The 14,028-nt window shown below is 55.3% G+C and carries 15 protein-coding genes; 6 read left to right on the top strand and 9 right to left on the bottom strand.

Going from position 1 to position 14,028, the window contains the following annotated elements:
* Nucleotides 1-102: 102 nt before the first annotated feature.
* From htpG to G544_RS20670, 6 genes are all read right to left on the bottom strand, one after another.
* Nucleotides 103-1,980, bottom strand: coding sequence for a molecular chaperone HtpG (gene htpG / locus G544_RS0114290; protein WP_169445914.1), 1,878 nt, complete (start codon nt 1,978-1,980; stop codon nt 103-105).
* Nucleotides 1,981-2,153: 173 nt separating this feature from the next.
* Complete coding sequence (gene recR / locus G544_RS0114285; RefSeq protein WP_027275231.1) at nt 2,154-2,759, bottom strand: recombination mediator RecR; 606 nt, start codon at nt 2,757-2,759, stop codon at nt 2,154-2,156.
* A complete protein-coding gene (locus G544_RS0114280) occupies nt 2,759-3,088 on the bottom strand; it encodes a YbaB/EbfC family nucleoid-associated protein (protein WP_027275230.1) in 330 nt (109 codons plus the stop codon). The genes recR and G544_RS0114280 overlap by 1 nt, the downstream gene beginning before the upstream one ends.
* Before the next feature lie 53 nt (nt 3,089-3,141).
* The gene (dnaX, locus tag G544_RS0114275; RefSeq protein ID WP_027275229.1) at nt 3,142-5,187 is read right to left on the bottom strand and encodes a DNA polymerase III subunit gamma/tau; all 2,046 of its coding nucleotides are present in this window, start codon (nt 5,185-5,187) and stop codon (nt 3,142-3,144) included.
* A 93-nt stretch (nt 5,188-5,280) separates the two neighbouring features.
* Nucleotides 5,281-5,829: an adenine phosphoribosyltransferase gene (apt, locus tag G544_RS0114270; RefSeq protein ID WP_027275228.1), complete on the bottom strand. Its 549-nt coding sequence runs from the start codon at nt 5,827-5,829 to the stop codon at nt 5,281-5,283.
* 137 nt (nt 5,830-5,966) lie between these two features.
* The gene (locus G544_RS20670; protein WP_036024171.1) at nt 5,967-6,380 is read right to left on the bottom strand and encodes a DUF454 family protein; all 414 of its coding nucleotides are present in this window, start codon (nt 6,378-6,380) and stop codon (nt 5,967-5,969) included.
* 223 nt (nt 6,381-6,603) lie between these two features.
* Between G544_RS20670 and priC the strand changes: the two genes are divergently transcribed.
* From priC to rsmS, 5 genes are all read left to right on the top strand, one after another.
* The gene (gene priC / locus G544_RS0114260; protein ID WP_027275227.1) at nt 6,604-7,140 is read left to right on the top strand and encodes a primosomal replication protein PriC; all 537 of its coding nucleotides are present in this window, start codon (nt 6,604-6,606) and stop codon (nt 7,138-7,140) included.
* 114 nt (nt 7,141-7,254) lie between these two features.
* Nucleotides 7,255-8,592 (top strand): vWA domain-containing protein, encoded by a 1,338-nt coding sequence (locus G544_RS0114255; RefSeq protein WP_248616908.1) that lies wholly within the window; start codon nt 7,255-7,257, stop codon nt 8,590-8,592.
* 53 nt (nt 8,593-8,645) lie between these two features.
* Nucleotides 8,646-10,157 carry a sensor histidine kinase gene (locus G544_RS0114250; RefSeq protein ID WP_027275225.1) on the top strand — a complete coding sequence of 504 codons (1,512 nt, stop codon included), beginning with the start codon at nt 8,646-8,648 and terminating at the stop codon, nt 10,155-10,157.
* 1 nt (nt 10,158) lies between these two features.
* Entirely contained in the window at nt 10,159-10,842 is a 684-nt protein-coding gene (locus tag G544_RS0114245) for a response regulator transcription factor (RefSeq protein WP_027275224.1), read from the top strand.
* A 56-nt stretch (nt 10,843-10,898) separates the two neighbouring features.
* The gene (gene rsmS / locus G544_RS0114240; RefSeq protein ID WP_027275223.1) at nt 10,899-11,063 is read left to right on the top strand and encodes a pleiotropic regulatory protein RsmS; all 165 of its coding nucleotides are present in this window, start codon (nt 10,899-10,901) and stop codon (nt 11,061-11,063) included.
* A gap of 14 nt (nt 11,064-11,077) precedes the next feature.
* On the opposite strand, the gene G544_RS20665 is transcribed toward rsmS, so the two are convergent.
* The 3 genes from G544_RS20665 to acrR are packed head-to-tail and all read right to left on the bottom strand — an operon-like array spanning nt 11,078 to nt 12,670.
* Nucleotides 11,078-11,602, bottom strand: a complete 525-nt coding sequence (locus G544_RS20665) for a hypothetical protein (RefSeq protein ID WP_036024170.1) — start codon at nt 11,600-11,602, stop codon at nt 11,078-11,080.
* Between the two features lie 32 nt (nt 11,603-11,634).
* The gene (locus G544_RS0114230; RefSeq protein WP_027275222.1) at nt 11,635-11,988 is read right to left on the bottom strand and encodes a DsrE/DsrF/TusD sulfur relay family protein; all 354 of its coding nucleotides are present in this window, start codon (nt 11,986-11,988) and stop codon (nt 11,635-11,637) included.
* A 37-nt stretch (nt 11,989-12,025) separates the two neighbouring features.
* On the bottom strand, nt 12,026-12,670 hold the full coding sequence (gene acrR, locus G544_RS0114225; protein WP_027275221.1) for a multidrug efflux transporter transcriptional repressor AcrR: 645 nt from the start codon (nt 12,668-12,670) through the stop codon (nt 12,026-12,028).
* Nucleotides 12,671-12,828: 158 nt separating this feature from the next.
* On the opposite strand from acrR, the gene G544_RS0114220 reads away from it, so the two are divergent.
* Nucleotides 12,829-14,025 (top strand): efflux RND transporter periplasmic adaptor subunit, encoded by a 1,197-nt coding sequence (locus G544_RS0114220; RefSeq protein WP_027275220.1) that lies wholly within the window; start codon nt 12,829-12,831, stop codon nt 14,023-14,025.
* The last annotated feature ends 3 nt before the right edge of the window (nt 14,026-14,028 follow it).

Here is a 14,028-nt window from a genome sequence, read left to right as displayed (position 1 = left end):
AATTTAACAAAACCGACAACGACTTATCTTTTAACACTATCTCAAAATATATAAAAACCGGGAGAAGCTCCCCTCTCCCGGCTTAGACCTATCCCAAACGGCTTACTTAATCAGCAGCTTGTTCATGCGGCGGATAAACTGGTTAGGGTCTTCCAACCCGCCTTTTTCCGCCAAAAGCGCCTGATCGAGCAGCAGTTCAATCCACTCGACGAACTCGGCTTCGTCAGTCACGTTAGACGCCAGCTTAACCAGCGCGTGGTCCGGGTTGAGTTCGAAGACGTATTTGATCTCCGGCATCTTCTGCCCGGCCGCAGCAAACAGTTTGGCCATCTGCGTTGTCATTTCGTCCGCATCGGTGGTCACCACAGCCGGAGTGTCCGTCAAACGGTGGGTCAGGCGAACCTCTTTGATTCGTTCGCCCAGCAGCGTTTTCACTCGCTCAACGAACGGCTCAAGGGCTTTATCCGCTTCTTTTTGCTCATCGCTGTCGGCGTCCGCCAGTTTGTCCAGTGACTCGTCCGCCTTGCTGACGGACTGGAAGGCCTTACCGTCAAACTCGGTCAGGTAGCTCATCATCCACTCGTCGATGCGGTCTGACAGCAGCAGAACCTCAATGCCCTTCTTGCGGAACAGCTCCAGCAGCGGGCTGTTTTTAGCAGCGGCATAGCTGTCGGCGGTAATGAAGTAAATCTTCTCCTGACCTTCCTGCATGCGGCTAACGTACTCTTCCAAAGACACCGTCTGCGCGTCGCTGTCGCTATGCGTTGAGGCAAAGCGCAGAAGCTTGGCGATCGTTTCGCGGTTGGCGCCGTCTTCCGCCGGCCCCTCCTTCATCACCAGGCCGAATTCGCGCCAGAAGTCCTGATACTTTTCGGCGTCGTCTTTAGCCAGCTTCTCCAGCATTTGCAGCACGCGCTTGGTGCAGGCGCTGCGCAGGCTTTGCGTGATGCGGTTATCCTGCAAAATCTCGCGAGAAACGTTGAGCGGCAGGTCGTTGGAATCAATCAGGCCGCGAACAAAACGCAGGTAGTTGGGCATGAACTGCTCGGCGTCGTCCATGATAAAGACGCGCTGCACGTAGAGCTTCAGGCCGTGCTTGTGGTCGCGGTTCCACAGATCCCACGGCGCGCGGGCGGGAACGTAAAGCAGGCTGGTGTATTCTTGCTTGCCCTCAACGCGGTTGTGGCTCCAGGCCAGCGGATCGCTGAAGTCGTGGGAAACGTGCTTATAAAACTCTTTGTACTCGTCTTCGCTGACGTCGGCCTTGTTGCGGGTCCACAGGGCCTGCGCCTTGTTAATCTTCTCCCAGCTCTCGACCGGCTCTTCGCCCTCTTTCTCTTCGGTTACTAAAATTTCAACCGGCAGCGCGATATGGTCGGAGTATTTGCTGATAACGGAGCGCACGCGCCAATCGTCGAGGAATTCGTCCTCGCCGTCGCGCAGGTGCAGCGTAATTTCGGTACCGCGACCGGGCTTGTTGATATCGGCGATGGTGTACTCTCCTTCGCCGGCGGACTCCCAAAATACGCCTTCGTCGGCGCTAGCGCCCGCCGCGCGGGTGCGCACGGTGACCTTATCGGCCACGATGAAGGCAGAATAAAAGCCGACGCCGAACTGGCCGATGAGCTGGCTGTCTTTCGCTTGATCGCTGCCGAGAGACTCTAAAAACGCCTTGGTGCCGGATTTAGCGATGGTGCCGAGGTTATCAATCACCTCGTCGCGCGTCATGCCGATACCGTTATCGCTAAGCGTCAGCGTACGCTTTTCTTTATCAAACGAAACGCGAACGCGCAGCTCGCCGTCCCCTTCGTAGAGATCGGCGTTAGACAGAGCGCGAAAGCGCAGCTTGTCCGCCGCGTCGGACGCGTTGGAAATCAGTTCGCGCAGAAAGATCTCTTTATTGGAATACAGGGAATGAATCATCAGGTGCAGAAGCTGCTTCACCTCAGACTGAAAACCGCGGGTTTCTTGGCCTTTCATACTCATCGCTTACCTCAGTGTGTCGATTTATTCGGGCGGAATACGCTACGCGCCCTTTACGTCAATAGGGAATGGTAAACAGATGGGGATAGAGGGATACAATTTCAAGCGTTAGAAATAAAAAAGGCACCTGAATCAGGCACCTTCATATAAAAAATCAGGTAAACGCGCGATCAGATCCTTATCTGCTGCCGCCCCGCCAGAGAATGAGAGAGCGTCGTACCGTCGACCATTTCTAACTCGCCGCCGACCGGAACGCCGTGGGCGATGCGGCTGGCCATCACGCCGTAAGAGGCGCACATTTCGGCGATAAAGTTAGCCGTCGCGTCGCCTTCTACCGTCGGGTTGGTGGCAAGAATAACCTCGCGGATAGTCTCGTTCGCCAGGCGCTCTTCCAGGCGGTCCAGGCCGATGTCGTTCGGCCCGATGCCGTCCAGCGGGGACAGGTGCCCCATCAGAACAAAGTATCGGCCGGCGAACTGGCCGGTTTGCTCAATCGCATGAATGTCCGCCGGGCTTTCCACCACGCATATCTGGCCGCTGCTTTGACGGCGCTGGTTGCTACAGATGGTGCACACGTCCTCTTCGGTGAAGGTGCGGCAGTCGCGGCAGTGGCCCACCTCCGACATGGCGCGCGTCAGCGCCTGCGCCAGACGCATTCCGCCGCTGCGATCGCGCTGCAGCAGTTGAAACGCCATGCGCTGCGCGGACTTAGGCCCTACGCCGGGCAAGCAGCGCAGCGCCTCCATCAGAGATTCAAGCAGAGGACTGGTTTGCATCAGAACGGCATCTTAAAGCCAGGAGGCAGCTGCATACCGCCGGACACCTGCGCCATTTTTTCTTTCTGCGTTTCTTCAATGCGGCGAGCCGCGTCGTTAAAGGCTGCTGCGATCAGGTCTTCCAGCATCTCTTTATCGTCTTCCAGCAGGCTGGGGTCAATCTCTACCCGGCGGCAGTTGTGCGCGCCGTTGATCGTCACCTTAACCATGCCGGCCCCGGACTCGCCGGTGACTTCCATTTTCGCAACCTCTTCCTGCATCTTCTGCATTTTTTCCTGCATCTGCTGAGCTTGCTTCATTAAGTTGCCAAGTCCACCTTTACCAAACATGTTCGTCTCTCTCTTTGCTAAGGGATTATAGTTACGTTAAACCAAACTCTGCCTCAGACGGGCCGGATGCTGTCTTCATCCAGCTCGGCATCAAAATAGCGGCAAAGCGTTTGAATATGGCCGTCTTCGATAATAGACGTCTTGGCCTGCGCCAGCTTCTCTTCGTAGATTGCCTGGCGGCACTCGAGAGGCGTCTTTATCGAACGATCGTCGTCTTCAACGATCGTCAGGGTAATGGCATGCCCCGCCCGCTGGCTCATCGCTTCGGCCAATGCTTGCTGGGCCGACGCCGAATTGAGATGCCGCTGCCCCGGCCTCAGGTGAAGACAGACTTCACTTTCTGACACCTGCTGTTTGAAAGCGTTCAGCGCCAGCTGCTGCACCAGTTTCGGCAGCGTAAGCTCGGCAACCTCCGCCGCCCAGGCATCGCGCGTCAGGGACTCTTCCACCAGCTTCGCGGCCAGTTCGGGCGTTTTTTCGTGCTCAAGCGCGGAGCGCAGCGCCTTTGGCGTGGCCACCTGCTGGCTTACGGCCTCAAAGTCGTGCTGGGCCTTCCAGCGATAGCTCTCTTTTTTTCCTTCAGGCTTGGACGACTTCACCGATCGCGTCGGAGATTCGCCCTTATTCTCTGTTGCTGCCGCCAGACGTTCGAGCACAGAGGATGCCGGCTTCACTCCCGCAGGCGTGGCCGGCTTACTCTTTTTTGTTTCGCTGCTCTCCTGCTGACGCCGCAGCTGGCTGCGCGCCTGAAGCATCTGGGCCGTCGCCGGCGGCAGATTGGCCGCGCCGTCGTTTCCGACCGGCGCCTCACGAGGCGGCGGCTCTATTAGCCTAGAATTTGCGTAGGCCTCAGGAGCCGGCGCGGGAGGACGTTCGTCGACAAAGGGCACTGCCGCCGCTCTATGCGGCTGCGGCGCCGATGAAGCGTGATTGACTGGCGCAGCGCCGCTTACGGGAGGCGCAGAAATAGAGGTCGGAACCGGCTGAGGAACGGCTTCGGCCAGCGTACCGACGCTTTTCGGATGAAACGCCAGCGCGCGCAGCAGCGTCATTTCTACGCCCATGCGGCCGTCCGGCGCGTAGGGCAGTTCCTTTCTGCCGACCAGCAGGGTTTGGTAATAAAGCTGTAAATCCTGCGGCGCTATCTGCCTGGCCAGCTCGCGCATGCGCGACTCGTTATGCTTTAGCGGATCGAGCGCTGAGGGCAACAGTTGAACCATGGCGATTTGATGCAGCAGCGCCAGCGTCTCTACCAGCAGGCTTTCCCAGTCGATGCCTTTAGCCGCTATCTGATTGACCTGAGCCATCAGGGCTTCGCCGTTGGCATGCACCAGCGCTTCAATCAGAGAAAGCGTGTATTCTTCATCCAACGTCCCGAGCATCGCGCTGACCGATTCGGTCTCCACTCGGCCATCGCCCATGGCGATAGCCTGATCGGTCAGGCTTAGCGCGTCGCGCATACTGCCCTGGGCCGCTCGAGCCAGCAGGCTCAGCGCCTTCGGCTCCGATGGGATTTTTTCTTCCTGCAGGACCTTCTCTAACTGCCCCTTAATCTGCTCAACATCCAGCGCCTTCAGATGAAACTGCAGGCAGCGGGAAAGGATCGTGACGGGCAGCTTTTGCGGATCGGTAGTCGCCAGCAGAAACTTAACATGTTCGGGTGGCTCTTCCAGCGTTTTCAACAGCGCGTTAAAGCTGTGGCGGGAGAGCATGTGAACTTCGTCGATAAGATAAACCTTAAAGCGGCCCCTGGCCGGCGCATACTGCACGTTGTCCAGCAGTTCGCGGGTATCTTCGACCTTAGTGCGGGAAGCGGCGTCGATCTCTAGCAGGTCGACGAATCGCCCTTCTTCAATTTCGCGGCAGTTGGCGCACTTGCCGCAGGGGGTCGCCGTCACGCCGCTTTCGCAGTTTAGCCCCTTCGCCAGCAGGCGGGCGATCGAGGTCTTCCCCACGCCGCGCGTGCCGGAAAAAAGATATGCGTGATGAATTCGCCCGAGCGAGAGGCCGTTGGCGATGGCGGTCAGGACGTGCTCCTGGCCGACAACGTCTGCAAAGCTTTGAGGGCGCCACTTACGCGCCAGGACTTGATAGCTCATCGATATAAGGCAAAGTCAGTTAACACGGTTAGACGCATCTTACCACAGGCCGCCTTTGAACGACGACCTTTGTCGTCAATTAGCGACCGTGGATCAGTGACCGTCAAAAGAGACCAGGCTATAGCACTCGATGTCCAAAGAGGCCAAACGCTCGCGCCCGCCCAGTTCAGGAAGCTCGATAACAAATGCCGCATCGTGAACGATGCCGCCAAGGCGTCGAATCAGCTTGGCCGTCGCTTCAATCGTACCGCCGGTAGCCAACAGGTCGTCAATCACCAGCACCTTTTCATTAGGCTTAATGCTGTCGGCGTGAATTTCCAGCACGTCGGTGCCGTATTCCAACGCATAGGTTTCGCTCAGCGTTTCACGCGGCAACTTTCCTTTTTTGCGTACCGGAACAAAGCCCACGCCCAACGCTAACGCTACCGGCGCGCCAAACAAAAAGCCGCGCGCTTCAGTGCCGACGACCTTAGCGATGCCTTTATCTTTAAAACGCTCGACGATAAGCCGAATAGTCGCAGAAAAGGCGGCCGGATCCTCCAACAGCGTAGTGATATCGCGAAACAGGATCCCCGCCTTGGGGTAGTCGGGGATAGTGACAATGCTGTCCTTAATTAATTGATGCTGTTCAATTGTCGTCATAAATTCAGTGTCCGTGTACTCATTAACCGCAGGCTTCGGGTAGCCGTTTATTAATCACACGCGGTTACCAACGAAAAACGCTCAAATCTATGCAAAGGCGCAGGGAAATGCAACCGCTAGTTATCACAATTGATAAATTATTCCGGAGGGATCCCGCCGTCGTTCTCCGACGCCGCGGGCTGCTGCTTTTTCACATCCACAACCGGCAGGCGCAGCATAAACGTTAGCAAAACGACGAGGATCGCCATCAAAAGTACGCGCACCCACAGCATTGAAACCAGCCACAGAGAAACGGCGAACGTACAGATAATCAGCAAAATCGCCTTGCTTTTTGCGCCGGGCGGCAGACCGCGGTAGGTTTGCCAGTGCCTAAGATAGGGACCGAACCAGGAACGATACAGCAGCCAATCGTGAAAACGCGGGGAAGAGCGGGCAAAGCACCAGGCGGCCAGCAGTAAAAACGGCGTAGTCGGCAGTATCGGCAACAGCACGCCAAGCGCGGCAAGGCCGATAGATAGCCATCCAAGACAGAGAAGAAAAAGCTTATACATAGCGCCGCATCGTCGTTAACCGCAGTCCTTAAATCATATATCCGATCGCGTATCTGAATTATACGCAAGCTACGCGCATCATGATGCCTAGCGTAATCAAAAACCAAGGCCCATACCAGTAAATGATTCTCAATCCGCCCGTAAAAATATCCGCCCTTTCTCCATCCTTGCCGTCTGGGATATGATAACCGATACCTTTATCACTCGCCTTGGCCGGAGCCTCATGAATACCGGAGCCCTATTACAGACGCTGCAAAAACAGGTTCATCAGCTGGCGGCCGCCGTTGCCGCCGCGCCGGCCGCCGCCGTTCTACAGCCTCGCTTTGATGATCGCTTGTTTAATACCCGCGATACTCGCTTAAACCACTGTCTGGCGGAAGTAGAGAACAATCTTGCCCTGCTCACTCAGGCCGCGGAAAAGCGCGCGCTGCAGCAGGTCGCCTTTCTTGCCGAACGTATCGTAGACCAAATTAGCGCCCTGCAAAGAGAGCTGGCGACGCTGCCCGTTCGCGAGCGAAACGCCTTTAACGTCAAGGTAGAACAGGATATCTACCAAACGCTGGCGCGCCATCAGGACTATGAGCGCAGGCTAGTTGCCATGCGGCGCGATAAGGAAAGCCTGCTGGGTAGGCAAACCACCCTCGCAGCCCAGCAGCAGATCCAGAAGGAACTTGCCGCGCTGGAAGGCCGCCTGATGCGATGCAGACAGGCGCTGACCAAGATAGAAAGACAAATAGCCCAGCGTGAGAACGGCGGATAGCCCGTGCCGTTTACGCGACATAATTTACATTTTGTTACATCTTGATGCATGAAACAGACAACTCGAAACATCATTGCCCAATAATGACGGAGCACCCTCAATAAAAGGAGTTATATGATGAATCTGAAATATCTGCTGCCCTCGTTGGCCATGCTGTCCGCTTCGGCCTTTGCCGTCTCTCCCGTACCGCTTCACGTTAACGTGACAACCGAACTGGCGTCGCCGGTCATCTTAGAAAATAGCAAAGAGAACAACTATCTGAAGGTGTCCCTTACCGGATATACGCGGGATGCCTCCAAGCGCACGCCAATCAATCTGGCGCTGGTGATTGATCGTTCAACCTCCATGAGCGGCGACAGGATAGAAAAAGCCCGAGAAGCGGCCATTCTGGCCGTCAACATGCTGCAGGATGACGACATCATTTCTATCATCGCCTACGATAATGATGCTCACGTACTTATCCCTGCCACCAAGGCCACCGATAAAAAGAAGCTTATCCAGATAATCAACGATAAGGTCACGCCTCAAGGATGGACCGCGCTGTTCGCCGGAGTGAGCAAGGGCATAAAGGAGGTCAACAAGAACCTGAAGAAGGATCAGGTTAACCGTATTATTCTACTGTCCGACGGGCAGGCCAACGTCGGCCCCAGCTCAACCAAAGAGCTGGCCGATTTGGGCGTTGTCGCCGCCAAACAGGGTATCGCCGTCACGACCATTGGCCTGGGCACCAGCTACAACGAAGACCTGATGGCCGCGCTGGCAAGCTACAGCGACGGCAACCACGCGTACGTGGAGAAATCCTCCGATCTGGAAGCGGCCTTTATTAAAGAATTTAAAGACGTCATGTCCGTCGTCGCGCAGGAAGTGACCGTCACTATTCGCCTGCAGGAAGGCGTCAAGCCTCTGCGCCTGCTGGGCCGCGAAGGCGACATCACCGGCAATCAGGTCACCGTCAAGCTCAATCAGCTTTACTCCAACCAGGAAAAGTACGTTCTGCTGGAGCTTGAGCCCCCCAAAGGCAAAGAGAATGAGAAAAAGCCGGTTGCTGACGTCTCCGTCACCTACGACAACCTGCAAACCAAGCAGAAAGATAGCGTTAACAACCGCGTCGATATCGCTTACAGTAAGTCCGAGAAGGCCGTAAAGGCGGCAATGCAGGAAGAGATCGTCGTTGACTCCGCCATTCAGAAGGCCAATCTGGAAAACGAGCGCGCCATCAAGCTGCTAGACGCAGGTAAGAAGGACGAGGCCAACCAGATCCTGCAAAGCAACGCCGCCAGCATGGGCGCGTTGTACGACTCCGTCAGCAGCCCGGCGGCCAAAAGCAAAGCGCTGACCAATCAGGAAGACAACAAGCGCCTGGTAACTGAACTGGAAAGCAAAGGCGAAGCGGCCTCGCGCAAGAGCCTGAAGGAAAGCACCTACAAGACGCAAAAACAGCAGTCGAAGTAGCGTTGAGCGAACGACGGGCTTAGCTGGCCCGTCGTTTTACGCGTGGAGAAGGAATGAAAGCCAAACGCCCCTTTTATTTGTTTATCTTTATCACCCTGCTGCTGACGGTACTTATCGGCGGCGTTGGCTTTCGTACGCTCAATCAGGAACAAACCGTCAGCGCCTATCAGGCCGAGCAGCTGGCCAGAAGCCGCGTCGCGCAGACTGAGGGCTTCATCCTGCAGCAGTTGGACCACAAGCAGGTTCGTCTAAGCGCGATGCTGGCCTATTTGAGCCAAGATCCCGATGCGCTTCGCGCGCTGATAGCCCAAGACAGCGACATCGAGGCGATTTTTATACTCAAAAACGGCAGGCTGGCCTTTCCTGACGTTCATTCACCCATCAGCCAAAAAGAGTCTCGCTTTATTGAATCCCTGACGCCGGTGCTTCAGGACCCATCGCAGCTCATCGGCAAACAGCACCGCTCAGACGATAAAACGCCGGACGCAGGCTGGTACCTGATGCAGGAAAACGGCCATCCGCTGCTGCTCTACTGGCAAAAAAACGCAGATGAGACGATTGGCATCAAGCTCAGCTACGCCAAGCTGCTGGCAGACGTTATCGCCAACGTTGACTTTAACTATGCGCCGGACGGATTCACGCTATCCGACAGCGGCCAGCTGTTATACCAATACGCCCCCAGTGGAGAGCTAAACCGGCAGACGCAGCCAACCTATAGTCAGGCGCTCCCCTTCCCCCTGCATAACTGGAAGATAGACTACTACGCCGCGGCGGAAGACCGTTCCGGGCTGTTTTACGCGGGATTGGCCCTCATCGCTTTTATCGTGGTGACCGTCATCGCCGTGGCGTTTCTTCTGTATCGCGAATTTAACCGAGCAACGCTGCTTGCGCGCCAGCAGGTCAGCTTCGTCGGGCAGGTTTCCCATGAGCTGAAGACGCCGTTGACCAACATTACGCTCTACGCAGAGATGCTTAAGGAAATCGCACAGGAAGAAGAGAGTCCGCACGTCCATTACGTTGACGTCATCGTCAGCGAAAGTCGGCGGCTCTCCCGGCTAATTCAAAACGTGCTGACCTTTACTAAAGCGCCCAAGCTCAACCGACAGGAAGTCGACGTCAATCGTCTGCTGGAGCAGGTTAAAGAAATTTTCACGCCGGTCTTTGACGCTAAAGGCATTGCGCTGCATCTGTACGCTGAAGGCGACATCCGCGTTTACAGCGACGTCGACCGGATAACTCAAATTATCAGCAACCTGCTCAGCAACGCCGAAAAATATGCCGCCAGCGGCAAGCGCGTTGAGCTTCGCGTAAGGCAGGACGATGAATACGTTTACCTGTGCGTCAGGGACTACGGCAACGGCCTGCCGGAGCGGGAGCTTAAGGCTATTTTCCAGCCGTTTTATCGCGTGAAGTCCACCATTACGGAGGGCGTAAGCGGTACGGGGATCGGTTTGACCATCGCCCGGCAGCTGGCTGAAAGCCTGTCCGGCACGCTTGAGGCAGAAAATCTGGATGCGGGCATGGCGTTTATACTTACCCTGCCGCGCCGCGGCACGGAGGCATAGCGTGAAAATACTTATTGCAGAAGACGACCTTCACATTCGCAACGGCCTGAAAGACATGCTGTGCCGAGAAGGCTACGACGTACTTACGGCTGAAAACGGCAAAGTCGCGCTGGAGTTATACCGAAACGAGCGGCCGGACTTCGTCATTTTGGACATCATGATGCCGGAAATGGACGGCTACTCGGTGTGTAAGGCCATCAGGGAGCAGGATGAACACACGCCGGTCGTCTTTTTATCAGCCAAAGGAGAAGAGATAGATAAGGTGCTGGGCCTTGAGCTGGGCGCCGATGACTACATCAATAAGCCCTTTGGCATTCACGAAGTCCGGGCAAGGATAAAAACCATCGCCCGCCGCTGCCTGAGGGCAAAGCGCTTCGCACCGGACATCCCCTTTCTCTTTGGCGATTTGGAGGTGTTTCCTTCCGAGCTGTGCGCCAGGCGGCAAAGCCAAACGATTGAGCTTTCCCTAAGAGACATCAAGCTTCTTACCTACCTGTACCAGCATAAAAACCAGGCTGTCGGGCGAGACGCGCTAATTGACTGCGCCTGGGGCTGCGACCACATGCCCAATAGCAGAACGCTGGATCAGCACATATCGCGGCTGCGTAAGCTCATTGAGCCTGACCCGGCAGCCCCAACGCTGATCAGAACCGTTCACGGCTCCGGCTATCGCTATCAGGAGTAACGATCGTCATTGAGATCGGTTAATATGCCCTTCTGTCCGCAATTTGAGATATACCGATGAATCCATCGCCCACACCGCTGGAGCAGGCGCCGGAAGAAGTGAAGCTGGCCGTTGATCTGATTTACCTGCTGGAAACGCACGATATCGCGCCGACTACCGTGCTGGCGGCGCTGAAGATCGTGGAAAAAGACTTTCAGGACAAGCTTAAGGCCGGCAAATAATCCAAAAGCGTCGCCTACAGAACGGGTCGACGGAAGCGAGCGAGCAGGACACCCGCCGTAAACAGCACGTAGGTTAAAAAGGCCATTAGCGCTAAAAGCGTCGGCTCATAGAAAAAGGCATGGCGCCAGAAAAACGGCAGCAGAGCAGCTTCGATCGCCTCCTGCTTCAACGAGCCGAAAACCCCGACCGAAAGCCCATAAATCACGGCGCTATAGCCAATAAACGCCGCAAACGGGCCGTAGCAAAGCCAGCGGCGTACGGGCAGCGCCGCATGCTTACCGTACAGGCTCCCCATAAAAAGCACGCCCAGGCAAAAAATCACCAGGCAGAACCACTTGGTCAAATCTACCTGCGTATCGCGGCTTAACAAAAGCGTCGCGTCATAGGTTAAATCACGACTAAACCAGCAGCTGGAATCCACCAGCATAGAACACAAGAACGCCAGCGCCTGACTGCACAATGGCAATAACAGCACCAGTACGATAATAATGTGCGCCAGCTGACTAAGCGCCGTTCTGGCGGGAGTCGCGTGATTCATCCATGCTCCTGAACGCCTGGGCTCAGCCGGCGTTAAAACGTCAAGACTTTATCGGCTTCCAATGTCCACTGCGCCAGCTCGACCAGCGTACCTATCTCCACGCCGTCAATCAGAGGAAGCGCGCTTATGCCGCGGGCGTCGGTACAGGTTTTACACAATTTTATCGCCACGCCCTGCGCAGTAAGAATTTCCAACATCTGTTGAAGATGATAGCCCTCATGGGGACGCTGATTACAAAGCCCGGCGCTGACGGCGTCAGACATTAAAAAGACCTTCAGCTCACATCCGGCGGTCTGTTCTTTTAGCGCAATAGACAGGCGCAGCGCGTTAAACAGCAGTTCACTGCCGTAAGGCGCGCCGTTGGCGATAACTAAAATACGTTGCATTGAGCTACTCCTGGTATAGGCCAAACGCGATGGCCTCTTATTCTGTCACTACTCGTTTCAGCGCGCTACTTTGTCTTAGAGAATCCAGATAGGCATCGACCAGCCTGGGCGCCTCTTTTTCAAGGCTATAGGCCTGCGGCATGAACAACCAACTGCCGATAAGCCCCCAGATATAGGCCCTCATGGAAATAGCGGCCAAGCGCAGGTCCAGCGTATCGGACAATTGTCCACATTCAACGCATTCCGCAAGCGCCCTTTCAATCTTCTCTTCGTTTTGTAAATAAAGGGATTGATGTATTTGTTGTAGCGAAATAAGTTCGCCAACAAACTCGCACTTATGGAATAATATTCCCAGTAAAATTTTACGACGAGCGTCGGTTTCCGTGAGCTGCAAAACGTAGATTAACGTTTGCCGCAGCGCCTGCATTGGGTTTGAAGAAAACTCATTTCTATATCGCAGGGCTACGTCATCAATGCTAGACTCTACCTGAGCCCACATCGCCGTGAAAATATCGACTTTATTCTTGAAATGCCAATAGATCGCACCGCGCGTGACGCCAGCAGCCAGAGCGATATCATTAAGAGACGTGCTGGTGACCCCCTTGCGGGAAAACTCCTGCATGGCGGCATCAAGGATGTGCTGTCGGGTCTCCAATGACTGCTGTTTTGTATTGCGGCTCATTATTTTATGCTTTTGTGCGGTGTGGTTTTGCCATGTCTTACATACATACATGAATGTTTGTATTATAGCACGCTGAAATATTTATCCTAACTATGTGGTTACCCAAGCATACTTGCCTATATTTACGGTAACTGATATTGAAAATTTGAGGTTAATCTATGAGTAAATACAGAGGACTGAAGCCTCTGGCAGCAGCGCTAATGCTCTCAAGCAGTCTGGCGCTCGTGGGATGCGATAACCAGTCGGGAGATGGCGCTCAGAGGGCTGCACCTAAAGTTGAGGTTGTGACTATCGCATCGCAGCCCGTCAATATCACTACTGAACTTCCAGGACGCACCGCGGCATACCGCATTGCTGAAGTCCGCCCGCAGGTAAGCGGAATCATCCTGAAGCGTCAGTTTACCGAAGGCAGCATGATCGAAGAGAACCAGTCTCTGTATCAAATCGATCCGGCAACCTATCAGGCAACCTACGACAGCGCAGCGGCCGATTTAGCCAAGGCGCAGGCGCAGGCCAATATTGATAACCTGACGGTTAAACGCTACAAGCCGCTGGTCGGCACCAACTTTATCAGCCGTCAGGATTACGACACTGCCGTAGCCAAAGCCCGTCAGAGCGACGCGGCCGTGCTGGCGGCGAAAGCCGCGCTGGACACCGCTCGCATCAATCTCGAATACACCAAGGTGATGTCGCCAATTAAGGGACGCATCGGTAAATCCAACGTGACGGAAGGCGCGCTGGTCAACGCGAACCAGACGACTGCGCTGGCGACCGTTCAGCAGCTTGACCCGATTTACGTTGACGTTACGCAGTCCAGCAATGACTACATGGCGCTGGAAAGAGAGCTCGCCAACGGCACTCTGACGAAGGATAAAGGCGCTAAAGCTCAGGTCAGCCTGGTCTTTGACGACGGCACCGTTTACGAACTTCCGGGTAAGCTGGAATTCGAAGACGTCACGGTTGACGAAACGACCGGTTCAATCACTATGCGCGCGGTTTTCCCTAACCCGAAAAACCAGATCCTGCCGGGCATGTTCGTTCGCGCCAAGGTTGAACAGGGCCTTCGCCCCGACGCTATCCTGGTTCCTCAGCAGGGCGTAACCCGCAACCAACGCGGTGAAGCGACGGTGCTGGTGGTAAATAAGGATAACAAGGTCGAGCAGAAAGTCATTACTACCGGCCAATCCGTCGGCAGCAACTGGCTGGTCACCGGCGGGCTCGATCGGGGAGAAAAAGTGATCGTTACCGGTCTGCAGAAGATTCGAGTAGGGGTAGAGGTCAGCGCATCGGAGTTTTCCGATAAGCCAAATACAGGCGAAGCTCCTAAAGGCGACGCTAAGCCCGAAGCGAAGTAATAA

It is taken from the genome of Leminorella grimontii ATCC 33999 = DSM 5078 (assembly GCF_000439085.1).
Lineage (GTDB): Bacteria > Pseudomonadota > Gammaproteobacteria > Enterobacterales > Enterobacteriaceae > Leminorella > Leminorella grimontii.
The sequence above is the reverse complement of the archived record's forward strand: the minus strand, read 5'-3'. Positions and strand labels throughout refer to the sequence as shown.

Coding starts and splice junctions, on each gene's coding strand:
- htpG (WP_169445914.1), bottom strand. CDS start 1,980: ATGAAAGGCCAAGAAACCCGCGGTTTTCAGTCTGAGGTGAAGCAGCTT.
- recR (WP_027275231.1), bottom strand. CDS start 2,759: ATGCAAACCAGTCCTCTGCTTGAATCTCTGATGGAGGCGCTGCGCTGC.
- G544_RS0114280 (WP_027275230.1), bottom strand. CDS start 3,088: ATGTTTGGTAAAGGTGGACTTGGCAACTTAATGAAGCAAGCTCAGCAG.
- dnaX (WP_027275229.1), bottom strand. CDS start 5,187: ATGAGCTATCAAGTCCTGGCGCGTAAGTGGCGCCCTCAAAGCTTTGCA.
- apt (WP_027275228.1), bottom strand. CDS start 5,829: ATGACGACAATTGAACAGCATCAATTAATTAAGGACAGCATTGTCACT.
- G544_RS20670 (WP_036024171.1), bottom strand. CDS start 6,380: ATGTATAAGCTTTTTCTTCTCTGTCTTGGATGGCTATCTATCGGCCTT.
- priC (WP_027275227.1), top strand. CDS start 6,604: ATGAATACCGGAGCCCTATTACAGACGCTGCAAAAACAGGTTCATCAG.
- G544_RS0114255 (WP_248616908.1), top strand. CDS start 7,255: ATGATGAATCTGAAATATCTGCTGCCCTCGTTGGCCATGCTGTCCGCT.
- G544_RS0114250 (WP_027275225.1), top strand. CDS start 8,646: ATGAAAGCCAAACGCCCCTTTTATTTGTTTATCTTTATCACCCTGCTG.
- rsmS (WP_027275223.1), top strand. CDS start 10,899: ATGAATCCATCGCCCACACCGCTGGAGCAGGCGCCGGAAGAAGTGAAG.
- G544_RS20665 (WP_036024170.1), bottom strand. CDS start 11,602: ATGAATCACGCGACTCCCGCCAGAACGGCGCTTAGTCAGCTGGCGCAC.
- G544_RS0114230 (WP_027275222.1), bottom strand. CDS start 11,988: ATGCAACGTATTTTAGTTATCGCCAACGGCGCGCCTTACGGCAGTGAA.
- acrR (WP_027275221.1), bottom strand. CDS start 12,670: ATGAGCCGCAATACAAAACAGCAGTCATTGGAGACCCGACAGCACATC.
- G544_RS0114220 (WP_027275220.1), top strand. CDS start 12,829: ATGAGTAAATACAGAGGACTGAAGCCTCTGGCAGCAGCGCTAATGCTC.